General features: G+C 43.8%; 22 protein-coding genes. 3 read left to right on the top strand and 19 right to left on the bottom strand.

Annotation, left to right across the window (positions count from 1 at the left end; all coding sequences use genetic code 11):
* The 3 genes from CJD36_RS04140 to CJD36_RS04130 all read right to left on the bottom strand — a co-directional run bounded on the left by CJD36_RS04140 (nucleotide 1) and on the right by CJD36_RS04130 (nucleotide 3,143).
* Complete coding sequence (locus tag CJD36_RS04140) at nucleotides 1-630, bottom strand: hypothetical protein (RefSeq protein ID WP_105037825.1); 630 nt, start codon at nucleotides 628-630, stop codon at nucleotides 1-3.
* A gap of 27 nt (nucleotides 631-657) precedes the next feature.
* Entirely contained in the window at nucleotides 658-1,398 is a 741-nt protein-coding gene (lipB, locus tag CJD36_RS04135) for a lipoyl(octanoyl) transferase LipB (protein ID WP_105037824.1), read from the bottom strand.
* Nucleotides 1,399-1,733: 335 nt separating this feature from the next.
* Complete coding sequence (locus CJD36_RS04130) at nucleotides 1,734-3,143, bottom strand: MFS transporter (RefSeq protein ID WP_105037823.1); 1,410 nt, start codon at nucleotides 3,141-3,143, stop codon at nucleotides 1,734-1,736.
* 135 nt (nucleotides 3,144-3,278) lie between these two features.
* Between CJD36_RS04130 and CJD36_RS04125 the strand changes: the two genes are divergently transcribed.
* Complete coding sequence (locus CJD36_RS04125; RefSeq protein WP_105037822.1) at nucleotides 3,279-3,764, top strand: Lrp/AsnC family transcriptional regulator; 486 nt, start codon at nucleotides 3,279-3,281, stop codon at nucleotides 3,762-3,764.
* Nucleotides 3,765-3,928: 164 nt separating this feature from the next.
* On the opposite strand, the gene CJD36_RS04120 is transcribed toward CJD36_RS04125, so the two are convergent.
* From CJD36_RS04120 to CJD36_RS04100, 6 genes are read right to left on the bottom strand one after another with little or no spacing between them, the layout of a single operon-like run.
* Nucleotides 3,929-5,143, bottom strand: a complete 1,215-nt coding sequence (locus CJD36_RS04120; RefSeq protein ID WP_105038059.1) for a glycosyltransferase — start codon at nucleotides 5,141-5,143, stop codon at nucleotides 3,929-3,931.
* Entirely contained in the window at nucleotides 5,130-6,629 is a 1,500-nt protein-coding gene (locus CJD36_RS04115; protein ID WP_240609302.1) for an O-antigen ligase family protein, read from the bottom strand. The genes CJD36_RS04120 and CJD36_RS04115 overlap by 14 nt, the downstream gene beginning before the upstream one ends.
* Nucleotides 6,629-6,769: a hypothetical protein gene (locus CJD36_RS23170; RefSeq protein ID WP_161499202.1), complete on the bottom strand. Its 141-nt coding sequence runs from the start codon at nucleotides 6,767-6,769 to the stop codon at nucleotides 6,629-6,631. The genes CJD36_RS04115 and CJD36_RS23170 overlap by 1 nt, the downstream gene beginning before the upstream one ends.
* On the bottom strand, nucleotides 6,766-7,965 hold the full coding sequence (locus tag CJD36_RS04110; protein WP_240609288.1) for a glycosyltransferase: 1,200 nt from the start codon (nucleotides 7,963-7,965) through the stop codon (nucleotides 6,766-6,768). The genes CJD36_RS23170 and CJD36_RS04110 overlap by 4 nt, the downstream gene beginning before the upstream one ends.
* Nucleotides 7,962-10,160: an exopolysaccharide transport family protein gene (locus CJD36_RS04105; protein ID WP_105037821.1), complete on the bottom strand. Its 2,199-nt coding sequence runs from the start codon at nucleotides 10,158-10,160 to the stop codon at nucleotides 7,962-7,964. The genes CJD36_RS04110 and CJD36_RS04105 overlap by 4 nt, the downstream gene beginning before the upstream one ends.
* A gap of 5 nt (nucleotides 10,161-10,165) precedes the next feature.
* Nucleotides 10,166-10,846: a TolC family protein gene (locus tag CJD36_RS04100; RefSeq protein ID WP_105037820.1), complete on the bottom strand. Its 681-nt coding sequence runs from the start codon at nucleotides 10,844-10,846 to the stop codon at nucleotides 10,166-10,168.
* 252 nt (nucleotides 10,847-11,098) lie between these two features.
* On the opposite strand from CJD36_RS04100, the gene CJD36_RS04095 reads away from it, so the two are divergent.
* The gene (locus tag CJD36_RS04095; protein WP_105037819.1) at nucleotides 11,099-11,749 is read left to right on the top strand and encodes an acyltransferase; all 651 of its coding nucleotides are present in this window, start codon (nucleotides 11,099-11,101) and stop codon (nucleotides 11,747-11,749) included.
* A 123-nt stretch (nucleotides 11,750-11,872) separates the two neighbouring features.
* Here CJD36_RS04095 and odhB read toward each other — a convergent pair whose 3' ends face one another.
* From odhB to aroB, 9 genes are all read right to left on the bottom strand, one after another.
* Nucleotides 11,873-13,093, bottom strand: a complete 1,221-nt coding sequence (odhB, locus tag CJD36_RS04090) for a 2-oxoglutarate dehydrogenase complex dihydrolipoyllysine-residue succinyltransferase (RefSeq protein ID WP_105037818.1) — start codon at nucleotides 13,091-13,093, stop codon at nucleotides 11,873-11,875.
* A 158-nt stretch (nucleotides 13,094-13,251) separates the two neighbouring features.
* Nucleotides 13,252-14,022 (bottom strand): 23S rRNA (guanosine(2251)-2'-O)-methyltransferase RlmB, encoded by a 771-nt coding sequence (rlmB, locus tag CJD36_RS04085; protein WP_105037817.1) that lies wholly within the window; start codon nucleotides 14,020-14,022, stop codon nucleotides 13,252-13,254.
* A gap of 90 nt (nucleotides 14,023-14,112) precedes the next feature.
* The gene (locus tag CJD36_RS04080) at nucleotides 14,113-15,939 is read right to left on the bottom strand and encodes a pyruvate dehydrogenase complex dihydrolipoamide acetyltransferase (protein WP_105037816.1); all 1,827 of its coding nucleotides are present in this window, start codon (nucleotides 15,937-15,939) and stop codon (nucleotides 14,113-14,115) included.
* Between the two features lie 235 nt (nucleotides 15,940-16,174).
* The gene (locus CJD36_RS04075) at nucleotides 16,175-18,100 is read right to left on the bottom strand and encodes a DNA polymerase III subunit gamma/tau (RefSeq protein ID WP_105037815.1); all 1,926 of its coding nucleotides are present in this window, start codon (nucleotides 18,098-18,100) and stop codon (nucleotides 16,175-16,177) included.
* A 390-nt stretch (nucleotides 18,101-18,490) separates the two neighbouring features.
* Nucleotides 18,491-19,381, bottom strand: coding sequence for a terminase gpP N-terminus-related DNA-binding protein (locus CJD36_RS04070; protein ID WP_105037814.1), 891 nt, complete (start codon nucleotides 19,379-19,381; stop codon nucleotides 18,491-18,493).
* A gap of 623 nt (nucleotides 19,382-20,004) precedes the next feature.
* Complete coding sequence (locus CJD36_RS04065) at nucleotides 20,005-21,084, bottom strand: T9SS type A sorting domain-containing protein (RefSeq protein WP_105037813.1); 1,080 nt, start codon at nucleotides 21,082-21,084, stop codon at nucleotides 20,005-20,007.
* A 140-nt stretch (nucleotides 21,085-21,224) separates the two neighbouring features.
* A complete protein-coding gene (locus tag CJD36_RS04060; protein ID WP_105037812.1) occupies nucleotides 21,225-22,199 on the bottom strand; it encodes a chorismate synthase in 975 nt (324 codons plus the stop codon).
* Nucleotides 22,200-22,201: 2 nt separating this feature from the next.
* Nucleotides 22,202-23,479, bottom strand: coding sequence for a 3-phosphoshikimate 1-carboxyvinyltransferase (gene aroA, locus CJD36_RS04055; RefSeq protein ID WP_105037811.1), 1,278 nt, complete (start codon nucleotides 23,477-23,479; stop codon nucleotides 22,202-22,204).
* Nucleotides 23,467-24,498 (bottom strand): 3-dehydroquinate synthase, encoded by a 1,032-nt coding sequence (gene aroB / locus CJD36_RS04050; RefSeq protein ID WP_105037810.1) that lies wholly within the window; start codon nucleotides 24,496-24,498, stop codon nucleotides 23,467-23,469. Before aroB ends, aroA begins: the two co-directional genes overlap by 13 nt.
* Before the next feature lie 85 nt (nucleotides 24,499-24,583).
* Here aroB and CJD36_RS04045 point away from each other — a divergent pair, with 85 nt between their 5' ends.
* The gene (locus CJD36_RS04045) at nucleotides 24,584-24,814 is read left to right on the top strand and encodes a hypothetical protein (protein ID WP_170067817.1); all 231 of its coding nucleotides are present in this window, start codon (nucleotides 24,584-24,586) and stop codon (nucleotides 24,812-24,814) included.
* 69 nt (nucleotides 24,815-24,883) lie between these two features.
* On the opposite strand, the gene CJD36_RS04040 is transcribed toward CJD36_RS04045, so the two are convergent.
* Nucleotides 24,884-25,633: a glycosyltransferase family 2 protein gene (locus CJD36_RS04040; RefSeq protein WP_105037809.1), complete on the bottom strand. Its 750-nt coding sequence runs from the start codon at nucleotides 25,631-25,633 to the stop codon at nucleotides 24,884-24,886.
* Between the last annotated feature and the right edge of the window lie 69 nt (nucleotides 25,634-25,702).

Raw genomic sequence — 25,702 nt, 5'->3', positions numbered from 1 at the left:
TTACTGCACGTCATCCATCTCATGCGTCTGCAACATCTCCTCCCATTCGGGGCCAAGGCGCAAATAGTTGCCCATATACATCTTCATCATCTGCACCATTTCTTCTGCATGCCATGAATAAACACCAAGGGCAAAATACAATCGTCCGTCATGCGTCTCGAAATACAGATTGCCATTGCGGTGTAATACCTGTATGATCTGTTCTTGTGTTTCAAAACCGAAATAGTCGAAAGTCTTACCCTTCAGCGGATGATCGGTTTTTTTAGCATGGCCCTCGTAATGCAGCGGACCTAGCAATCGCCAATCATACCTGCGTACTTTTTTCGAAAAAATGGTTTGTTTTTCAAAGGCTATATACTGGTCGTCAAGTACTATGCTCTCTTTTAAGAACATGCGCAGCAGGAAACGCCTTACAGCAAGGAAATATAAAAGTGACGCACCGGTAATATTGATCCAGAGGAAATAATGGTGATGTATGGGAAAGGATTTGAAAATAATAAGCGACGCTAAACCGAGTGTAAACAGCAATTCGAATACATACAGCACGCGCATACGTGTGTTTATCCTGCTGCCAAGGTTGATGAGCAAATGGTTGTCTCCCCAGTAATATGTAATTTCCTGCTTTGCCAATGTATATTGACTTTAACGCTAAAAAAATTATACCACTACATTTTCAACAGGCTTCTCTATGATCATTTCCGCCCCAAAAACCTGGCCGAACTCATAGACCAGCTTCTCTTTTACCTCCTGCTCATCTACCGGGCGACCCAGTTCTTTCTGCAGGGAGGTTACACTTTTATCAGTAATACCGCAAGGTACTATATAATTAAAATAATTAAGGTCTGTATTTACATTTAGTGCAAAACCATGTATGGTCACCCAGCGGCTGCACTTCACACCCATAGCACATATCTTGCGTGCTTTGCCCGGCACATCTGCATCCAGCCACACGCCGGTCGATCCAGGTAACCTGCCAGCCACGATCCCGTAAGTAGCTAATACGCGTATCATCACTTCTTCCAGATTACGCATATATCTGCCCAGATCAGTGAAAAAGCGCTCCAGGTCCAGAATAGGGTAGCCCACTATTTGGCCAGGTCCGTGGTAGGTAATATCGCCACCTCTGTTGGTTTTGAAAAAGGAAACATTAAGTTCTTTCAACATGGCATTATTCACCAGCAAGTTCTCCATATGCCCGCTCTTGCCTATAGTATACACATGCGGATGCTCGCAAAACAGTAGGTGATGCACGGTATCTGGCCCCTTTAATCGCTCCAATTCAGGGGTGTTGTACCACTGCGCTTTAGCGTCCAGGCTCACCTTCATCAATTGCTCCTGGTAATCCCAGGCTGTATCATACGCAACATTACCCAGGTCCTGAAATAAAATCGATTCCATAATCAATATGCAAGTTATTGATTAATTACCTCATTTTTAAAAATCGGTTTGCTGTACAAATAAATTAACACTTACGCCAGTTCCGCTTTCCTGTCTTTTCTAAAATAGAAGATATAATATATGAGTAATGTGGTTAATCCGATGGTAAATAAGACTGCGGCTATCGGTCTAAATTCATGTTTGTAAAACTCTCCCAACATCCATATAGAGTTAGCTGTTATCTATTTATCCCTTCGAATGATAGCTCTCCGGTATGTTTCTGGAGAAGGCAGTATCATTTTCCACCCGAAAAGCACCTACATGTTCATGAAATATTCACTATAAAGGAGGTTTATCTAGACAACTGCCGTCAGTCCACTTTCAATTTTTTCAATTGCCGAACCGGTAATTTGTTCATTCTGCGCATTTACTTTCTGCATATATAAGACCAGGAATACCAAGGCAACTGATGCAAATGCCGCAAGTACTATAATTGGGGCAACGCCTATATTTGTGCCATTTTTTATAAAAATGGTTAGTAAGGGCAAGCCTACGCCACCGCCAAAGAAAAAGGAGGTAGACGTAAGACTAGACCCAACACCATAGTGCATGGCCGGTATCTGCTGCATAGACATTACAGAAAATCCGGTAAAGCAAAGCGTAATACCAAATCCGGCTATGGAGGCGGCGCCACACAACAACAGAGAAAGTTGAGTAAAGTAAATAGCTGCCATCAGGAAAATGCTGCCTGTTAACATGCATGCCATTCCGATCATTGCAGTGGCGATAACAGGAATGCGTGGCATAATATGTGGGGCTACAAATCGTGCAACTAGTACCGAGAGCAGGCTAAACGGTACCAAAATGATGCCGGCCTTTGCTGCGGTGATGTGCAGGTTATACTGCAGCACCATAGATACAATGAACAGGTAGCCTGTAAAAAATGCCCCAAGGAGCAGAAATGACACATTGCCCGCCACCAGCGACGGAATGCGGAACAAGCAGAGATCTATCAACGGATTTTCTTTCTTGCCAAGTCTGGTCTTCAAAGTGGCTGCAAATAGAACAATAAGTACCACAAGTGAAGCTATATACCATATGTTGTCTGCCGGTGCCGCCAGTAGTTGGGTACATATTGTCACCATTACCAGCCCGGACACCAAGAAGAAACCGGAAAGCAGGTCTGGCCTCTCTCCTGTCCGGGATGGCGAATCTACATCTAGCAGTGCATAGCCGAACAATATTACTATGGCAAGGATGGGCACATTGATAATGAACACCCACTGCCACCCGCAATAACTGGTTATAACGCCGCCGAGTGATAATCCACTGCCGGAGCCTATGGCTGCAAAAGAACTAAAGATGCCCATGGCTCTGCCACGCTCACTAAGATCTGTAAATGTATGGCTGATGAGGGAGAAGGCTGCCGGCATCACCATTGCTGCTGCCAGTCCCTGTATGGCCCTGAATACAAGCAAGCTGCTGTATGTGGGCGATAAACCTGCACCAAGCGAAGTGAATAAAAATAACCCACTGCCCAGCAGGAACATCTTCTTAGTCCCGTACACATCAGATAACTTGCCACCAATAATTAGGAATCCGCCATAAAACAATATGTATAGCGACTGTAGCCACTGCACGCCGGCACCTGTGAGGGCAAATTCCTGCTGTATAGATGGCAGCGCCAGGTTGATGATCGCTATATCCAGCGCTTCGACCAGTATGCCCATAGAGCCTATGATAAGGATAATATTCTTTTTCTGCATTGTAGATTTGTATCTTTGTTCTTTCAAAGGTACTTTTACCTAATTTTATGAGCGCCATTTTGACTATTTTAAGAACATAGGCAATTTTTTCGGATTGATCAAAGAACAAGTGCGCAAAAAAAGTGGAATAGTAACATGATAACAGAACAAAACGAACGTCCATTTACAGGGATAGATAATAAAGACCTTGAAATACTGTCGCTGCTGCAACAAAACGCTAAGCTGACTGTGAGGGAAATTGCAGCCAGGGTACACCTTAGCCCCACACCTACCCATGATCGAATAAAGCGCATGGAGCAGGAGGGCGTAATAGTTCAATATGGTGCTTTGGTGGATAATAGGAAATTAGGGAAGGGTGTTATGGTCATCTGCCATGTATCGCTAAAAGATCATAATAAAAGTGCTGCTCAGGCATTTATTACCGGCGTAACCCAACTTAAAGAGGTGGTGGAATGCTACAACATATCGGGGGATTTTGATTTTATGCTCAAGATCATTTCCTCGTCTATGGAGAGCTTTTATAAGTTTTTTGTCAACGAACTAAGTGAAGTGCCCAATATTGGCCAGACCAAAAGCACATTTGTAATGGATGTTATTAAGCAAAGTAATTTGACCGTGTGAGTTGATTGGGTATATTCAAAACCTTTTCTTGCAGTGTTGGGCTTATGATCAACGACCTTCAGGCCCGTTTTCTTTCAGACTAACTCCAAAAGGCAGTAATCAAATGCAGGGGTTACCTAACAAACCTGTAGATATATTTAGCGACATGGCAACTGCCACTTTTATCATGCAGGCAGCAAAATCTCATTCACTGCCTTATAGATTTCCTTTACGTTATTCTCCCATGTATGAGTAGAAGCAAATTCGCGACGGGCATTTTGTAAGGGCATTGAGTCTTCTGCAAGGGCCTTAGCTATAAGTGTTACATATTCTTCCTTGTTGCTGGCCAGGTAGGTATGCTCTGCAAATATGCTCATAGCTTCTGTGGCAGTAGCAACCGTGGGTTTACCCATCGCCAGATACTCGTCTATCTTACGTGGATAGTTACCAATGGTAACCTGATTCACGATTTGCGGATTCAAACACACGTCAAATGCATTGATATAGGCAGGCAACACCGATGGGTCTTTCCCCCCCAGGAAGTGTACATTAGGTATGTTATGCAGGTTACTGGCTCTAAACTCATCATCCTCTGGTCCTACCAGCACTATGTTCCATTCAGGCTGTTGTTTGGCAATGTATTCCAATAGGGCAATATCCAGCCTTATGCTCTGCAGGGCGCCCACATAGCCAATTACAGGGTGGGGTAGCGCAGCCATATCGGCAGGTATATTCTTATCCTTGGGGTGGCTGAACATCTCCAGGTCACACCCCTGTCCTACATAGTACGACTTTGGATTGTACTTACGGCAATAATTGGCCAGGTAGGTAGAATTGGCTACGCAGAGGTCACTTTTACCTATCAGCTCAGGTTCCAGCTTTTCCCCATGAAATTTCCAGTAGTCTACGGCCAGCATATAGTCGCGGCTGTAGTAAATACTTACAGATGGTTTCAGCAGTTCTTTCAGATAAAACGACCGAAATATATCATTGTCATTAAACAAAATGATGTTCTTGAAGCCCAGTTCATGTATAGCTTTTTGTATAGATCGTGCGAATTTCTTATTATTTACCTTGTTAAGCGCATTAAAAATCGGCCTGCTCTTTATCCAGTTGATGGATTCTGTTAGCTCATCAGGGTAAAGATTCCACAAGTTATCTTGTATAGACACAATGCCTTTTTCCTTACCTCTTATCACTACCAGGCGTTTCTGCACCTTAGGGTCATCTCTATGTTTAAGTAGGGTTATCCTGTCCAGCGTGCTGTTTACATATAGCACGCGGTTATGTTTACTGAACTCAAGTGCAATGTTCTTACAGTTGCTGCCAATGCCGGTATCCCAGGGTTGCTGTCCAACCACTACAATATCTCTGTTATGTAGAGTGTCATTTACCGGCATCAAGGAGTTTATTTTGTTGTTTATCAAGGCGTAGTGTTACTCCTATTATAGCAATAACGAGATAAAAGTAAACATTGGAAGGGTATTGTACTATTGCCTCTTGTGGATAGTTACCAACATTTAGTGCAAAAACCACAAGCACCGCTGCCAGGCAATAAGAACGCAGCTTGGGGTCCTTAATAATAAAATAACTGTTGATGCCTGTTTTTAGTACGGTAAAAACCAACAGGCAGAAAAGAAACAGCCCTATCCACCCAAGCTCTACCGCAATTCTTACATAACCACTATCGGGTGGGAAATTTGCCAGATAGGAATATGGCGCGAAACGTTTACCCCATTCGCCCGTGGCACCTAATCCGCCGCCAAGCGGATGTGACAATATATAGGGCTGAATCCTCTTTTGGTTCATCTTTCTGAGGTTAAAAGAGGGGTCGTCATTAGGTTTAAAGGCGGTTTGAAAACGGTATAACGTATTATTGCTGGTGGGTACGAATATAATGCCCGTGGCCATAACAGCGCCAATGATCAATGCCAGCAATACTTTTTTATTATACTTTAGCACACATAATAATATTACCCCTGCTGGTAGCAACACGTAAGCGCCTCGTGTGCCGGAAGACAACATGGCCATTAAAAAAATTACTACAAGGCAGCCCAGTATGATACGCTTGGCTCGTGATACCGGTCCCGTCATTAACCCGATGCATACCAGGCTTGCCGTTACCATATTGTAAGAAAAGGCAACAGGATCTGAGAATATAGAAAATTTACGCCATACCCCGCCTATAAATAAGAGCAATTCAATGCCAGGGTCAGAGTGTAAATAAGCATCTTCAAAAGGGAAAAAACCAATATATTCTTGCTTTAACCCATATAGTGCGCCAAAAAGAGCCAGGCATATCCACAGCCTGAAGATTAATTTGATAATTAATTTTGTTGTAATGTAGTATAGGAAAATAAAGTACATGATCATCACCACAGCTACTGTCCTTACCGTATACACCCATGCCAGTCTCGACTCTGCTGTAGGGTTGGCTATCTGAAAAAAATTGTACCCTATCCATATAAGAATGACCGTACTCACCGGCCCCTTGAACATGCTCCAATCCTTATCTCTCTTTTGTTTGATAAACAGACTTAGAATGAACAAGGCCTCCATTCCGTCCATAACGGTACCCAACGGAAAGTTAACACCTATCTTTATGAACCACATAAGCAGGTATGCCATACTCAGGTATACGAAAATACCAAATTTAGGGTATGCAACGATGCCGTATACTATTGGTATGGCTATCATACCAATGATGATCATCATGCCTTCCTTTACCCCTATAAGAGATATAACGGCAGCTATGAGCATGCAAAAAAGTAGCAGCAGCCCAAACCCAAACTTATTGTTCAGTTTCTCCACAAGGAATAGCCTGCGGATTAATTCGCGCAGTGTCTCCTTTTTAGAGGTCAGTGGTATGATCAGCTCTTTATTCATCAAAGAAACAGCAACTTGATAAAGAAAAAGAAGGTGCTCAGAAAGGCCATTACTATTGCAAGGAAGCGTGTTATCTTAATGGTCATTTCCTTTCGGTAAGCCACGGCATCCGCATATTTATCTTCAGGATCTCTTCTCATGATTCTTTTTTTACTTCATCAATATCCTGCGCATGATAGTGTGTAGTGGCAACCGATATTTTATTGGCCTTCCGTATTTTCATTAAAGAAAGTACCTGGTAAAAGATGAATTTGGGAATGCCTACCAATGATGCCCACACTTTAGGGTCGGGTTTAGAATGGACAAGTGCCAGTAAGAACCCAACCACAAAACAAAGGAACGCCCCTGCCCATATTACTACAGCAGTCATACTGATGAAAATGTTTGCAGCTGCAAACATCAATGATAACAGCAGAAAGATAAACAATGGCGGCCTTAGCAATATGATGCCAAATAAAATTCTGTTCCAGCTAAATTTCACTATGCCACTCCCCATTATAGAGAAGCCAAATTTGAAATACCTGAACCATGTATTGATCCAGCGGGCGCGTTGCTTTACCAGTTGGTCTGAGTTAGATGTCTTCTCATCATAGACCACTGCCTTATTAGTAAAGGCTATCCTATATCCACGACCCACAATTTCATTTTGCAATACCTTATCAAATCCTGCACCCGTTATGTCCAGCTTTTCCAAACATTCTTTGTACAATTCAGTTGTAAATGCCATTCCCGATCCCGCAAGTGTTGCCGAAGACCCCAGGTCGAAAAGGGCCTCTCCATCGTAGAAGTGATAGTACATGTCGCGTGCGGCATCCAGGCAGGCTACGGTTGTATCCATGTTCTTAGCCTTGCGCAAACCTTGCACTGCTATGAAGCCCTCATCAAATAGCTTGTTCAGTTCTGTAAGGTATTGTGGATCTACAAGGTTATCGCTATCAATAATTGTTAACCTTTCGTGGTTGCGTTGAAAGCGGTTAATAGCGTAGAAATGCGATCGGGTATTACTGCCCAGTGTTTCTTCCGGCCTTAGAACGATAATGCGTTTATCATCAAATTTCAGGTTGGTTATGTCGCACTTATCAGCAACGATATAAACAAGGTAGTTGTCATACTTAAGCTTAACTATAGAATCAGTAACAGCTTTTAGCATGTAGGTCTGTTCATAGGCAGTTACGATAATCGCATAGTCAGCTTCTTCTTTGCTAACAGCTTTATTCTTAAACTTGTATTGACCGGAGATCAGGTGCAGCACATACAAAACCAACGGCAATACAAGATTGTAGCCGATAAGTACCTGTAGTACTATCCATACGTTCATTAGTATTGTGTGGTTCATTGATCAGCCTTTTTACGGAAGAAACGTCTCTTAGGTTTGGGGGCATCTTCATCTTCTGTCAGTCTGTTCATAACCCACCCTATATACTTGTTATTCAGCGACTTAAGATAGCCAACAAATATCTTCTTCTCTCCGCTTATTATCTTATTGGCCTCAAAAGATGCTATTACTTTATCGGTTACCGTTATCCATTCCTTAGCCTGATTCATGGTATTGAGAGAAGAAGACTCAACAATTATAATGTCAAATGCATCTTTCAACTGCTGTATCTTCTGTCTTATGACCGCTTCAGTATTAATCTCAAACAGAGATATGTCTTGCCCCTTGTTTCCAATAATAGTTATGTCCGTTTCTTCTCCCGGATATGGAATATTGGTGCGGCCGGTAAGAAAGTCTTCTATATAGTAAGCCGGATCTGTAAGAGTAGAGATAGTGTTATTGGTAAAGTTGCCGTCAATAAGCAACACTTTCTTATTGACCATTGTATAGGCGCTTGCCAGACACATAGACAGAAATGTTTTGCCTTCCCCTTCTGCCAGACTGGTGACAGTAAGCATGTGGTTACCTTCCATGCAATTCTCTGTTTCAAATCGCACAGATCGTAGCTGGTTACGGAATTCCTGATCTATCGGACTGTTGTTGTCAGGCGCCCAGAGCTCATTAAGATTTAGTAGCGAAGAATGAACAATGTAGGGGAGTGTACCTAATACCGGAAGGTTTGTTTTGTTAGACAGTTCATCTACATATTTAAGCGAATTGTCGAGGTAGAACAACATGAATATAACTGACAAACAAACCACAAGGCTGCCAATGCCACTCACTAAAACAAGCAGCATTTTTTTCGATGGCTGCTTATTGCCTGGCATGGCCATCTCTATTTGCTTTATTTGCGCGCTTGAGTTAAAAGCCATTGTGGCCTGGTTATACTTTTTCTGTATCTCCACATACTCCTGGCTTGCCACACTTATGTTGCCTTCGTAAGTATTAATTGTTGCCTCTTTCGGTACTAAAGTATCAAAGCGGTTGTTCAATCTCCTAAGCTCTTTTTGTAAAGACTTTATTCCGCTCTGAGCCATATCTCTGTTTACTTCCAGGCTTATACGCTGAGATACAAGATTGTCTTTGGTAGCATTCGGATTGGCAGTATACCTGTTGCTGGCTTGGGTAAGAACCAGTTTTTTGGCATTGACCAATGAGTCTATCTTCTTCAGATATCTGCTTTCAAACCCACTCTTAGTATATTCATCCTGTGCTATATTTATCTGCTCAGTAAGGCTTATAACCGATTGATTCATAGAAGACAATACCTTGTCTATATTACGCTGTTCTTCCGATGTGAATTTTTCATTCAGGTTTTCCAGCGCGCCCGTATTAGCGTCTATGGTCTTTTGTACTTCCTGTATTTTATTCTCAAACTCTGTGATCTGCGCATACAAGCTCTTACCCTGATCAGTAAGATTCAGCAGTCGGTTATCTATCTTAAATCGTTTCAAAGAGCCCATACTTGTGTCGAGGGCATTTCGCTTTTCATTTAATAGATCTCCTAAGAATTTAATGGTCCTTTCTTCACTTTCGTGATTAATGGATGTGTGGTAGGCAATAAACTCCGAAAACAATGTATTAACTGCAAAAGCAGATAATATAGGTGACTCCGATTCAAACTCAGCAGTTATAAAGTCACTATTGTCTATTCGGTAGACACGCATTTTCTTAGACAGTGACTCGTAATCATATCCCATAGATATGATAAGGTCGTTCAGCCCTTTCTGGTCCTGATCCCAAAGCGACAATGGTTGTCTTTTATTATATAGGTCTTTGTATACTGTTATAGCATGTTTACGGGCATTCTCATTCAATTCGCCCATCAGCTTGCTGGCTTTCCTGAATGGGTCTTCGCCTTCAAGATCATGAAGAATTAGCTTGTAAGACACCTGGTCATACACTTTCTTCATCTGCATGAGTTGTATCATGTTACCAAACTCCTGGCTCACTTTCGACTCCTGCAAGGGGTTGGCGTCCAATATAGACATTTGCGCAGAGGCTTTTACAATACCGGCTGCCAGGCTGCCTTTAGATGAATATACATTAGGCAACTTACGGGTAAGTATAAACGCAATGACCATTACCAATACCGGTATGGCCATTAAAGTGTACTTCTGTTTCTTTAATATATTTAAGAATCTCTTTCCTTCCATTAAGTCTAGTTGAATTCTTCCAGTTTTGCACCCAATATTTCTTCAAGCGATGCTTTAGCCCTTAGCACAGCGGCCTCGGCTTCAATTTTATTCTGAGAAGATACGGAATATAATACAAGTACTTTACTGTAGTTATCAAAGGTTTCAATACCCAGTTCATATTTGTATTTGATCTGCGTTTGAGAAATGTCTGCATCACTGGCAGATTTAGACCTCAGGTTAAGAATAGCCAATTTTTCAACATAGGCAAAATACCTGTCTTTTACTGTCTGCTCTATGTTTAAGGTAAACTCTGCTTTGTCTTCCTCCGCCACTTTTTTCTCCTCACGTGCCATTTTAATAGTGGCCGGGCGAGATAGTAAAGCACCAAAATTGAGGAACACTCCTGGAGAATAACCTGTTAAAGACTGGTTCTGTGACACCGGTGCATTGCTAACAGAGGCATTGTAGGTATAACTGAACGTAAGCCCGTCAAACCATCCCCATTTAGCTTTTGTTACTCCTAGCTTGGCTTCCCTTATTTTGTGCTCATACTTCTTCATTCTCGGATACCTTACTTTGGCAGTATCTATCATGCGTTGCAGCAGGTTATAGTCTACACTTGCCATCATAGATTGTTGGGCAGGTGCGGTGAAGGCAATGCAAACAAGAGAAAAAGCAATCAGTAACTTATATCTGGCGGTCATTTAGTATTGTCGGTAGATTTATGAAATCAAAAAACACTTAAAGTTGGTCACAATTAACCAGCTACACAAATAGAGCGAATTAAATTATAATTATAAAATAATCCTCATTGTTATAAATAGCTTCAAATTTAAGAAATAGACCTTAATTTTCACCTACTTATTTAATGTTTGAGCAAATGTATTTAGTTTTACAGGTAAGTAACATACGTTCGCTATCGAATTACGGTTTGTTTCACTAACCCAAAAGAAAATATGTCTATTGCAGATAAGATAAAAGGTAACCCGAAGCTAAAGAATATGGTTCATCGCATGTTGATCCCAAAGGGGGAGGCAAGGCCAAGGCTATGGGTGAAACTGTTTCTTAACCGGTTCATTCATAAGCGGGGGGCAGGTTCTACCATTCGCTTCAATACGCGTATAGACGTGGTACCTTTTAATAAATTCATGCTGGGTAAGGGATCTGTTATTGAAGATTTTTCTACCGTAAATAATGGCGTTGGAGATGTGATAATAGGTAGTAATACGCTTATTGGTATGAGCAACGTGCTGATAGGACCAATATCCATTGGTAACAATGTGATATTTGCCCAAAACATAGTTGCCAGTGGCCTTAACCATGAGTATAAAGATATTAACTTACCTATACACGAACAGAAGGTTACTGTAGCCCAGATAACGGTGGGTGATGACTGCTGGGTAGCAGCTAATGCTATACTGACAGCAGGAGTAACTATAGGAAAGCACTGCGTAATAGCGGCAGGGGCGGTAGTAACTAAAGATGTGCCCGATTATACAGTGGTAGCCGGCAATCCCGCCAAGGCTATCAAGCAGTATGACCATACCATGAAAGAGTGGGTGCGGGTAGACCAGATGGTTAAATCTAAGCCTAAGCCGGTGCAGTAACAAACATATAAATCAGATAATGTAGATTTTCTCGCAGTGGTTTGTGCGTTCTACCAGAGAGACACACAAAAAAATAGGGCACCTCGTTTGAGATGCCTTATTTGCTTATAAAGGAGTTGATAATTACAGTTCCAACAGCGCCTTAACGGGATCTTTACCGATAAGCATCAGCTCAGGGTTTTCCAACAATTCTTTAACTCTTACCAGGAAGCCTACAGACTCACGGCCATCGATGATGCGGTGGTCATAGCTAAGTGCCAGGTACATCATAGGGCGGATCTCTACTTTGCCGTTGATGGCCATTGGGCGATCCTGGATCTTATGCATACCGAGAATAGCAGACTGTGGGATATTGATGATAGGTGTAGACATCAGCGAGCCAAACACACCACCATTGGTGATCGTAAATGTACCACCAGCCATCTCATCGGGAGTTAATTTGTTGTCGCGTGCCTTCTTTGCCAGTTCTACAACTTTCTGCTCTATACCGGCCATACTCAGGCTTTCTGCATTCCTGATAACAGGAACTACGAGGCCCTTTGGCGCTGAAACAGCTATAGAAATATCGCAGTAGTCGTGGTAGATCAATGAATCGCCATCAATGTAGGCATTAACTGCAGGCCACTCTAACAGGGCCATGCTGCACGCTCTTGTGAAGAAAGACATAAAGCCCAGGTTCACACCGTGAGATTCTTTGAAAGAATCTTTATACAACTTACGTACTTCCATGATGCGGGTCATATCCACTTCATTGAAGGTAGTAAGCATTGCAGTGCTGTTCTTAGCTTCTACTAATCTGCGGCTGATGGTCTTGCGCAGGTTGCTCATTTTCTGAACCTTGTCCTCGCGGGTGAAAGCAGCAGCACCACCACGTTTGCCGGCATTGTTTATAGCTTCCAATACATCCTGCTTCATGATCCTGCCTTGTGCGCCTGATCCCTTAACGTCAGCAGCATTTACCTGCTTGTCGCTCATAATAGCATTAGCTACCGGTGAAGCTTTTACATCTGACTGCGGTGCGGCCTTAGGTGCTTCAGCAGCTTTTTCAGCTTTTGGAGCGGCAGGGGCAGCAGCTGGTGCCCCTGCCGCAGGAGCGCCTGCTGGTTTAGCAGCGGTCTCATCTATGGTGCAGGCAAGATCGCCAATTTTTAGAGTAGCGTTTTCTTCTGCAACAATATGCAGGGTGCCTGCTTGTTCTGCGGTCAGTTCGAAAGTAGCTTTCTCAGATTCCAGTTCACATAATACTTCATCTCTGTTTGCATAATCCCCTTCCTTTTTCAGCCATTTGACAAGGGTAACTTCACTTATTGATTCACCTACTGTAGGAACTTTAATTTCTATCATGAGAAAACTATTATTTACGAAATGCAAAATTAGCAAACCATTGCCTATTAATCAACAGGCATCTATCATCGTTTAGCAAGAAAAGCCAAATAATATGGACTATTATTGCATCATACTTTCTTTTTGCCGTATATGTAAGAGCTATTATTACGAAAATGTTATTTATGCTCCAGTATCCGCTGTTTGGCAGCTTCATAGAGGATCATACCCGTAGCTACTGAAACATTCAGAGAATCGAAGGCGGTAACCATGGGGATACGGATCAATACATCGGCACGTTTTAAAACGTCTTTACTGATACCAGTGTCTTCGGCACCCATAACGATACATGATGGTATAGTCATGTCGGCATCATAAACCGGTACACTTCCCTTCATCTGTGTTCCCAGTATCTGAATGCCGTTCAGCTTGAGTACATCAACAGCTTGTGGCACAGAAGGTATGCGGCACAATAGTATTTTGTGCAGTGCTCCTGCTGATGCCTTTACGGCCTCTTCGGTGAGTGATGCTGCATGTGAAGTAGGTAGTATCAACGCCTGTGCACCGCAGCATAATGCACTGCGGGCTATTGCACCCACATTACGTACGTCGGTAATGCCATCAAGCAAGACGAACAGAGGTGTCTGACCCTGCTCCACGATGTGTGATATGCCCGCCTGTAGGTCTATATAGTTAAGCAATGACGCCCATGCTACCACGCCCTGGTGTTGAGATTTAGTAAGGTTATCCAGCTTTTCTACCGGCACCTGGCTAACAGGTATATTGAGGTTACGAGCCAGGGTCTTGATCGTATTGATCTCGGGTCCGGTGGCGCTGCGGAGCATAAATATCTTCTCCATGGCTGCGCCTGATTCCAACGCTTCCATGATGGGTTTACGCCCTATAAGGAGGGGTAATGATTTTACGGCCGGTCTGTTTTTTCTTTCCATCTAATAAGCCAAAAGTGAAAAGCAGTTATCCTATTGTATAGCCGCTTTTCACTTTGGTGTGTTTTATTGTCAAATTAAATATTGTGTTCCTTATACCAACATGGTAACCGGATTCTCTAAATGTGATTTCAATGTCTGCATGAAACGTGCACCTACAGCGCCATCTACTACACGGTGGTCGCAGCTGAGGGTAAGTTTCAATATCTGCCTGATAACAACCTGGTTATTTTCTACAACCGGGGTAGGGGCAATCTTACCTACTGCCAATATACATGCATCAGGTGGATTGATGATGGCCGTGAATTCGTCCATATCCATCATTCCCAGGTTAGATATTGTAAAGGTATTGCCTGTAAATTCCTGCGGCTGTATCTTTTTGGTACGGGCCTTTTCGATTAGTACGTTGGCTTCTTCAGAGATCTGAGATAAAGTCTTCTGGTCTGCAAACTTAATAACCGGAACGATCAAACCTTCTTCTACTGCTACGGCTGTACCGATGTTGATATGGTGGTTCTGGCGGATGAAATCGCCCATCCATGAGCTGTTGACAGCCGGATGTTTGCGCAGTGCCATAGCACATGCTTTAATGATCAGGTCATTGAAAGACACTTTAACCGGAGACACATCGTTGATGGCTTTGCGGGCTTCGATAGCCTTATCCATAGTGATACTCATGCGCAGGTAGAAATGCGGCGCACTGAACTTGCTTTCTGCGAGGCGCTGTGCAATAATGCGGCGCATCTGAGACACCGGAGTGTCGGTATGGCCTTCTGTACCCTGAACTGCAGGAACAAATGGTGCTGCACTTGCTTTAGGCGCTTGCGCTGCCTGGGCGGGTTGAGCCTGGTTCGACGAGCTCGCCACGACAGGCTGGGCTTGCTGTGCAGCAGGTGCTTTAAATGTATCTATATCGCGCTTGATGATGCGGCCATTGTCGCCACTACCTACAAGCTGTTGAATATCTATTCCTTTATCTGATGCCAGTTTCTTAGCCAGCGGAGATGCTATTACACGTCCACCTGCATTATCGTGCTTCGACCCTTCGGCAGACTCAGGGTGAACTCCACTCGCCATGACAGGCTGGGCTGGTGCAGCAGGCTGAACTGCCGGAGCCGCAACGGGTGCAGCCGGCATGGCATTTTGTTGCGCTGGCTGGGCAGGTGTTTGTTGCTGTGGTGCAGCAGAAGGCGCACCACCTGGCTTATCGAGGTAAGGAGTTACATCTGTACCGGCCTTACCTACTATTGCTATAATATCGTTGATCTTAGCGGCGTCGCCTTCTTTTACACCTATGTATAAGAGAACACCATCGGCATAAGGCATTACTTCCATAGTCGCCTTGTCGGTTTCTACATCGGCAATGGCGTCATCGCCTTTTACAACATCGCCTACCTGTTTGTGCCAAGCTACTATCTTACCTTCTTTCATGGTATCACTCAGCAGTGGCATACGAACTACTGTTGCGTTAGCATCGCCTGGGTTTGGAGCTGCAGCAGGCGTAGCTTCTGCTACAGGTGCGGCCGGAGCAACATTGGCCTGTGGTGCAGCAGGTTGTTCCGCTACGGGAGCTGCAGGTGCTGCATTTGCTTGTGCTGGGGCAGCAGCCGGTGCAGGTTGTGCGGGCGCAGCAGCCGGTGTAGCTTTCTTTTCATTGTCAATGATAGACTGAAAATCTTCGCCCGGTTTGCCAATGATAGCCATAATGCCATTAATAGGTACACCCTGTCCTTTGTCTACAGCTATATATAACAGAGTACCGTCAACGTAAGGAGTTACTTCCATGGTGGCCTTGTCGGTCTCCACATTAGCTATTACATCATCGGCTTTTACTTCATCACCCACTTTTTTGTGCCACTCGGCTATAACGCCTTCCTTCATTGTATCACTCAGCAACGGCATACGTATTGCTTCCGCCATAATATTGTATTGTATTTTTAGAAGTCAAAAGTAATTAAACTCGGTCGATTAGTTATGTAATTTTCAGAGTTCGTGAAATCTGTGTATATTTTAATAGGTCGAATGTTTTTATTGTGTTATTTGAGGTGGTTTTGGTGTTATTAACCCAGTCGCAGTGGAGAAGCAAAATCTTGCGTCTCTACGAACATTCATTTTATTGTAATTGTATTGGCTTCTCTACGAACATTCATTTTTATTAGTACTCAATCTGCATATTCAGCGATTCTTTAAGCCGGGCAACGTAGGGGTTTTTCATTGCCATGGCTTCGTACATTTCCTGCTTGCTGAGTACTGTGTTCTTTCTCTGTTCTGCTTTTGCCGCATCGTCTTCCCTAAGTTCTGTAGTAATACGGACCAGAATTTTGGTCTTATCTCTATAGTAGTCGAGCAAGGCGCTGCGCGATTCTTTGGCATACATGTCGGCCAACTGCACCGGAGATACGATCTTGATCTCATCGGGAGGATAGAATTCCAGTTTCATTTGCATGAACTGGGCATGTACCGTTCCTTTACTTTCGGATAATAAGTATTGTTTATATTCTTCAAAAAGCTGGTTGCACTCGTCCAACGTTAGTGGGGTAGTGCGGGTCTCAATTTTGTCCAGCATGTCGTCCATGTCGTCGAGCAAGCTCATGCTCAACCTTTTGCCGCCACCGGAAGAAGGAGGCGAAGTGCGGGGAGCAGGAGCAGAAGGTGAGGGCGGAGTCTGGTGAGCGGGAGCAGAAGATGAGAGCGGAGTCTGGGGAGCGGGTGCGGTGTTTGGAATATTCGCTGACGGTTCCGGTACAATTTCGCTTACAACTTTTGCTGCCGCTGGCTGTTGGTATACTTGTGCAGGCTCGCTTACCATTACCTGCGCTGCATGGTTAGGCTGGCTCTCCATGAAAGGTGCAGGGACAGGTTTTGCAACTACAACAGGTGCCTGGTATGCGATATTGGGTACTGCAACCGAGGTTGCAGCTATTGGACTAGAGTTTTTTTTTACATCAGCGCTATCGGCCACCAGGTTTGCAGTCTGTCCATCTACAGCGTGGAGCACATAGCAGAGCCTTATCAGGCACATTTCTACATGCAGACGCTTGTTATTAGTGGTCTTATACTCCAGTTCGCACTGGTTGAGCACATTGAGTGATGATAATAAGAATGACGCAGGTGCCTGGTTGGCTTTTTCATAAAAGACAGGTTTGTGATCGTTAGGCACATCGAGCAACTTAGCCATGCGCATGTCTTTGCACAAGAGCAGATTGCGGAAATGTTCTGCCGTTCCGTTGATGACCACATCTCCTTCAAAACCTTTTTCCATGGCTCTATCCAGCATCAACAAAGTACCCGCTACATCCTGACTCAGGATATTATCGGTCAGTCCGAAGTAGAAGTCGGCATCGAGCAGGTTGAGGTGCTCCATGGTGCCATTGTAGGTGAGCATGCCATTGGTAAAGCTGGCTATACGATCGAGCATAGACAGGGCATCGCGCATGCAGCCTTCGCTTTTCTGGGCGATGATGTGCAACGCTGCTTCCTGCGCTACCATACTTTCCTTAACGGCTATGCCCTGCAGATGTACAACGATATCGGTAGTAGTGATACGTTTGAAATCGAAGATCTGGCAACGGCTGAGGATGGTAGGTAGTATCTTATGTTTTTCGGTAGTGGCCAGTATGAATATGGCATATGGTGGTGGTTCTTCCAATGTCTTCAGGAAGGCATTGAAGGCCGAAGCACTAAGCATATGTACCTCATCTATGATATAGATCTTATACTTGCCCTGCTGTGGTGCAAAGCGCACCTGATTCACCAATTCTCTTATATCATCGACCGAGTTATTACTGGCGGCATCGAGCTCGAATACATTGAACGTTGTATTGTTGCTGAAGCTGACGCAGGTATTGCACACGCCGCATGCTTCCATGTCGGGTGTGGGATTTTCGCAATTGATGGTTTTCGCCAATATACGCGCACAGGTGGTCTTGCCCACACCACGCGGTCCGCAAAACAGGTAGGCATGTGCCAGATGCTGATTGCGGATGGCATTTTTTAATGTGGTAGTAATATGTTCCTGTCCTACAACCGTATCGAAGGTTTGGGGACGGTATTTTCTGGCTGATACTATATAATCACTCATTCGTTGTCGTCTATGTCAAAGATAGGTTCAATTAGTCAATTTGGCAATTCGGTAATTTGACAATTTTAGAAATCTAAGATTCTCGTGGGGTAGGACACATAAGCAGTATTAGCCAGTTTCATTTGTAAAAGAAGAGGGGCATGCTCTGTTTCTTGTAAATTTTAATCGGGCATGGAATTTGTGTTATTTTTTGGTTTTGAATGGTTTATGAAATAGTTCTATGCCCGATCGTGCCCGAGGAAGTGAGTGTGGAGAGCGAAAGATATGGTCGGAATTTCGTGCGCATGTTTTGTGTCGGGTCAGAGACCCGTCAAATCATATCGTCACGAGAGCGCTACGCTAACTCTCGCGATAGTTGCCTCGGCCTTTCTGGGAAATGTCAAATTGATCTCACCAACTGTGCCCTGTTTGTTGTGAATTTTCATCGGGCATAGAATTTAGATTATTTGTTGATTTTGAGTGACTTATGTAATGAAGGAATGCCCGATTACGCCCGATCATATGATAACGGAGATGGAAATAGAGGTGATCAGGAGGCATAACAAGAGGTGGACGAGTGAAGAATGATGGAGTACTTTTTAAGACCTTTTTCGTGTTAGGGGGAGTCAATTGGGGATGTTCTGTTGTGTCTTGTTTGAGGTGCGTAAGTGTAGTATTGTTGGTTTGGGTTTCGTGGTTTGGTGTAAGCGGGATGATGATGGCTGTATTGGTTTCTGTTTTGTTTGCTTCATGATCTGCCAGAGGCGCTTCTGCCTGCTGTAGTTCTGCCATGTCTCTTTCCTCCTCTTGTTCCAGGGCTTCAAGGTTATCCTTGACATCACATACATTTTTGTATGCTGTGGGGTGGAACGGGCTAACCAGGCCTCTTATGTATTTGTCGGTGAGGGTGACTACAGCCTTGCCTAGCTCGCTGTCATGGTCGTTGATAAAGGAGGTCAGTTCGGTAAAGGCTTCGATATAGGTGCCGATGTTGAGCTTTTGAATATGCTTTGTTGATGAGAATAATTTACGCAGCATTTCCACTTCCTGGTAAGTGGGACAACGATCTTCGCGGGCTTTAATTTTTTTATTGATGGCCTCGATGTGGTCATACACATCCTGAAGCAGAGAAGCGGGTGTTTGGCGTGCTGCGGTCTTCATTTGTTCCCAGCGGCCGTGTTTGATCCAGAGGTAGAGTGTCTTGCTGTTGATGTCGATAAGATCTGCGATCTCGGCACGGGTTCTGTCGGAATGGAGAAAGAGATTGCGTGCGGCTTGTTTTTTGTCGTTGTTGTTTTCCATAGGATCATTGATTAAGTCAAAAGTTAAAACCTACCTGCCGGTAGGCAGGGTCAAAACCAAAAAGTGGCGGGATATGAGATTTGTACATGCCGCGATTTTGGGGAGGTAAAGTTGTCGAACAACGAATAAATGGAGGGAACGAAAATCTATGGTGGTACACTTTCCGTACCATGATGGTACGCTTTTCGTACCACCATAAAACTTTTTTGTGTGGATAACTGATATCAGATCTTTGAAAGTGTGGGTGGTGTGTATTAGTTTTTCGCAGTTATGAAAAAATGATTGCGTCTATGAGAAAATTTTAGGTATGATGGGGGAGATTGTCTGAACCAGGATTTATGGGATTAAAGGAAACATGATGCCCACGCTCCCTCCAACATTTCGGCTGAAAAAGCCGAAATGTTGGGTTACAGAGCTACGCTCGTGCCGTTACCGGCACCTTCAAAACCTGCCTGCCGGTAGGCAGGGGAGGAGAGTGGTTGATGTATTCAAAAGTGTAAAATAGACGTCTATTTTGTATAACTCTCGCAAAAGCGACAAAACAGAGTGTCACAATAAACGCAGCACAAAAGCAAAGGGCACCCCAATGGATGCCCTCTATAAATATCTTTAAATAAACCTGATTACTTTATAACACTCATCTGGCTGGCAATTGTATCGCCATTAGAAGTGATGATCGAGTAAATGTAGGTGCCCGAGATAAGTTCTGCGGTTGACAGATCAACAATATGCTCACCAATACTTTGTGCTTTATATTGTTGGCTCTTTATGGTCCGTCCCTGCATATCCATAACTGTGAGCGTCACATCGGCATTTTTGCTTAGCGAGAACCTTATGTTGGTATGGTCATTTGCAGGATTAGGGTAGTTGCCGAAGAAAGTAAGGCTATTACGGGTAATGCTATTGATGCCGGTTGGCTGGCCTATGATAACAATAGGGTAAATAGCCAGGTTGTTCTTTATAGAGTCATTCTGGGTAAAATTCTCGTGCCAGTTATTATCAGACCAAAGGGTAGCGTTCTGAACATTGATAACTGTATCGTATGTAGTATCATTGGTAAAGTCATCGATGTTCGTCTTAATTTCGTACCATGGACCTGTGCGTGCACCATTCTTTGTGCTGTACAATCCAAAGGTATCAGTCAATGTGCTGAAGCTGTAGTTCATATCATAGCCTACAAAGAATGCACCTTGAATAGTATCGGTAGGGCGGGTGAAGAAAAAAGACTTTACTGTATCTACGGTAGCTCCAATGCCCAATTGGGTAACGGGAACAGTTACAGTATCTAAGCCGGTAAGCGGGAAATTGTTATATGCCAAAGAAGCCGTAATAGCTATCTGCGGACCTAATCCCCAAATCTTAAAGTTGACTGTCTGCGTAGAGGAAGCACTAACACGACCACCAAAATGCGACATAACGCCGATGATCTTAACTGAACTATCATGCCCGTTTATATCGTAGCGCTCTGCGAAACCCCTGTCGCCATATACGTTTGGACCTGTTACATACCCGCTGTCCGCACCGTAAGAATAGATAGTCAACGTATCAGATGCATTGATATTAGTAAGCGATAATGTATCACCAACAGCAGTTGTTTTTGCGGCTATCGGGTTAATGGTATGTTGCGATCGTACAGCATGACGCTGGCCAAAGCCAAACAAATTCAGAGTTGCAGATAGTAAGAGTACAATAGTTTGTTCCATTCCTTAGATTAATATGATTTTCCTTATTGTCGGCAAGTTACAGCGTAAGTTGATGAAGATGCTATAATAGAAGCAAATAAGGTCTTTTTTAGATTATATTTAACTGTTATTGATATATGCAGTATTGTCTATTTGTATTATTAGCCCTTTGCCTGAAGTGTCATATCGGCCAGTACTATAGCTGTTACCGCTTCCACTACTACCGGCACCCGCAGGGCTATACAGAGATCGTGACGGCCTTTGACGGTAAATGGTTCCACCGCTCCTGTATTGTTATTCCAGGTTTGTTGTTCCTTCGGTGTGCTGCTGGTAGGCTTTACGGCCACCCTGAAAACAAGCTCATTACCATTGGTTATTCCTCCGTTTATTCCCCCGGCATTATTAGAAAGGGTAGTACCTAGCTCGTCTACAATAGCGTCATTGTGGGCACTTCCGGTCATCTTTGCAGCAGCAAACCCACTACCGAACTCTATTCCCTTAATGGCGGGTATAGCAAATACAGCATGGCTGATAACCGACTCAATGGAGTTAAAAAACGGCTCACCAAGACCAACAGGTATGCCGCCGGCCCTGCACTCAACAATACCACCTATGCTGTCCTGCTCCTCAACTGCTTTTGTTATTGCAGCTTCAATGTTGGCATTACCACCAGCTTCAACTAACCGAGCCTGCACTGTTATGTTACTAATAACCTTCATCGCCACCACGCCCGCAGCCACCAAAGCCACCGTTAATCGACCAGATGAATGGCCGCCGCCGCGATAATCATTATACCCACTAAACTTTTTATCCAGCACAAAGTCGGCATGGCCGGGGCGCGGAGTGGCTCTCAATGCTTCATAGTCGGCAGAGCGGGTGTTATTATTCTCAAAGATTATGGTCAATGGTGCACCGGTTGTATGGCCGTTAAATACGCCACTGGCAAAAGTGGGCAGGTCATCTTCCTTTCTTGGCGTTGTGCCCACTGCGCCTGCTTTTCTACGCTCCAGGTCCGGCAATAGATCCGTTTCACTAAGGGCAATTCCGGCAGGGCAGCCGTCAATTGTAACGCCCACCCATTTACCATGAGATTCACCAAATATGCTGATACGGAATAGCGTGCCGAACGTGTTCATTATTAATTGTCTTTAATTTCCACTTTAACCCCGCACAAAGATAGATGGTTAAAGAAATGAGGGTATGATTTATTTACCGATCCGGCCTCTGATATATCTACAGGACCATTGGCACACAGTGCGCCTATAGCTCCGGCCATAGCAATTCTGTGATCATTGTAAGAGTCAATAATGGTTCCCTGCAACTGCTGCACACCTTCTATACACAACACATCATCTTCTATTGAAAATGGCACATTAAAGCTTTGTAATAGTTCGGATATACTTTCGGCCCGGTTGCTCTCTTTGTTAAACAGCCTGTGAACCCCTGTTATGGTACTATCGCCCATGCAGCACGAAGCCAATACAGACAAGATAGGGAACAGGTCGGGCGAATGAGTAGCATCGAAACCGAAACCGGTCAGCTTTGCGGTTGCTATTGATACTTCGTTACCATCAGTACTGATCAAAGCACCTGCATCCCGCAGCACATCCAGTATGGCCCTATCTGCCTGGCGCGAGTGAATGTTCAGATTGCTAACAGTTATCGAGCCCGCAATAGCGCCAGCCACCAATAGGTTGGCTGCACCACTCCAGTCGCCTTCAATATTTATTTCCACGGTTTCGGTATGGGAAAACTGAGCCGGATCTATATAAAATTCCTTGTAGTTACTATGTGTTACAACCCTGCCAAATTGTTTCAATACATCCAGCGTAAGATCTATGTATGGCCTGCTGCTCAGGCTTTCCACCTTTATTACAATTGGCTCGGTAGCTGCATAACTTAGTGCAAAAAGCAAACCACTTAAGAACTGCGAACCCGCACCAGCATCTATGCTTATCGGCCGGGGGTGTATAGGCCCCTTAACTGTAATGGGTAGATTGCCTGAGAAATTACTAATAACGATACCTAGTGCCGTTAGCGTTTCTTCAAATCCATGCATCCGCCGGGCTGTTAGACTGCCTGCACCGGTTATGGTCAACTGCTTATCTGATAATACCGCAATTGGCGTAAACAACCTTGCTGCCAGTCCGCTCTCACCACAGTTAACTATATCTTCCGCCGGACATACTCCACTACTCTTTATAATTATGCGATCATCATTTCTTTCCACTATTTCAGCACCCAATGCAAGTGCCATATTTAATGCGGCTTGTTCATCGTCGCTATTGCCTGCATTATGTATAATGGTAGTGCCATTATGCAATAGTGCTGCGGCATAGGCACGCTGGGTCATGCTCTTTGAGGGCGGAGCAGCAACTTTGCCTGATATTTTACCTGGGTATACTATTGCGAGCATTGGGTGATTACTTTTTCAATCAGATCAAAAGGCAGGGGCATTATTACCGCCGTTCCGGGAGCTTTCAATAAAATATAGTCAATTGTATTTTGTTTGCGTTTCTTGTCCATTTTAAGCAACTTCATTGCCTCCGGCGCGTCAATGGCCATTTCAGTGGGCAGCCCGTATCTGGTAAGCATTTCCTTTAATGTCCCGGTGGTTTTTGGATCTAACCCGGTAACCTGTTCAGATAGGGTAGCGGCAATTACCATCCCTATTGCCACAGCTTCGCCGTGATGAATATGATAGAGATTTTCGATAGCATGCGCGGCAGTATGCCCGAAGTTGAGCAGTTTACGATCACCCTTTTCATGCTCATCTGCTGCCACCACCTTATTTTTCCACCCCGCACATCGAATTATCAGGCTGGAAAGGGCCTTACTGTCGGTCATGTAGTAGTTTAGATCATGTTGCTGTAACTCTTCAAACAAAGGCGCATCGAACAAACAAGCATACTTGATCACCTCTGCAAATCCGTTGCTCCACTCCTTTAGTGGTAGTGTCTGTAACAGTGAGGTGTCATAAAGTATAAAGGCAGGCTGCTGAATAGTGCCTGCAATATTCTTGAAGACCTCATCAATATTTACCCCGTTTTTACCACCGATAGCAGCATCCGTCATGCCCAATATGGTCGTGGGGACAAATCCAAAAGTAATACCACGCATGTATATAGAAGCGACAAAGCCTGTAATATCAGTGATCACTCCGCCGCCTACACCTATCAATATAGTAGACCGTGTAGCTTCCATAGCCAGCAGCTGCGATATTACAGAAGCGACTACTGTAAGGCTTTTCGATTCTTCACCGGCATTCAGAACGATTGTCTTTCTGTTTGCAAATAACGCTGAATGAAGTTCAAAGACATTGCTATCTGTTAGTAGCACCAGATCGCGATCAGGATATAAATTCCAAATGTCGCTAAATGCATGATCATAAAGATATTTCACTTGTCCTGATGGGAATGTAACGATCTGCTCCATATTGAATTTAGATGATCAAAATTACTGTTTATCGACCGGAAACTATGTGGCACGGTATTTTAATGACTAATAAAAAGAATCAACCATGAAAAAGCTAATCTTATTAGGCGCTGTAGTGTTGTTATCAACAGCGGTAGCCCTGGCACAGACCAAAACAAAGACCGAGAAAACAACTGTAGTAAAAGACGAGAAGACCACTAAAAAAACGTCTACCATCCCGCAAAAAGTGCATAATACCTTCAGCAAGAAGAAGCATTATAGCGGCAAAAAGACTACCCACGTGAAGGAAGTGAAGAAAGAGACGGAAACCAAGTAGTGGTTTGACTAAAACTTAAAAGACTGCAATGAATCATTGCAGTCTTTTTAAAGTTATAATAAATAACGACTATTTGCTTGAGCCGTACAATTTGCTTTTGATCAAACCCCACTTATGTAGTCTGTGAGTTATTGACACCCTCAATACACCACGACCATATTTCATACTACGCTTGAAATTGATACTAGATGCTTCAGGGAAATACTTGGTTGGACAAGTTACTTCAGCGATCTCGTTACCATTCATAAATATCTGAGAGATCATTTCATTATCGAAAACGAAATCGTCACTATTATGTGTAAAGTCTATAGCCCGGATAACATCAGCTGTAAATGCGCGATAACCGGTATGATATTCGCTCAATTTTGCGCCGATCATTATGTTTTCAAATAAAGTCAGACACCTGTTGAATACATACTTGTACATTGGCATGCCACCCTTTAGCGCGCCCATACCCAATATTCTCGAGGCCAATACAACGGGGTACAATTCATTAGCAATGATCGATGACATGGCCATGATCAACTTAGGAGTGTACTGATAATCGGGGTGCAGCATGATCACAATGTCAGCACCTATTTCAAGCGCCTTCTTGTAACAGCTCTTCTGATTTCCACCATAACCCTTATTGGTTTCATGCTTTATTATGTGCTTGATACCCAACTTCTTACCCATTTCCACAGTACCATCGGGACTGTTATCATCCACTAATACTACATCATCTACTATTTCAAAAGGTATCTCCTTGTAGGTGCGTTCCAGAGTCAGCTCCGCCTTATACGCGGGCAGTACAATAACTATTTTTTTACCGTTGAGCATAATTAAGGGTCAAATATAATCCTTACATGTTAAAACTTCATTTTTTTGTCTCCGATTATTGCATAATAG

The sequence above is a fragment of the Flavipsychrobacter stenotrophus genome (assembly GCF_002954265.1).
GTDB lineage: Bacteria > Bacteroidota > Bacteroidia > Chitinophagales > Chitinophagaceae > Flavipsychrobacter > Flavipsychrobacter stenotrophus.
Note: the sequence above shows the minus strand (reverse complement) of the source record. Positions and strands in the feature narration are given on the sequence as shown.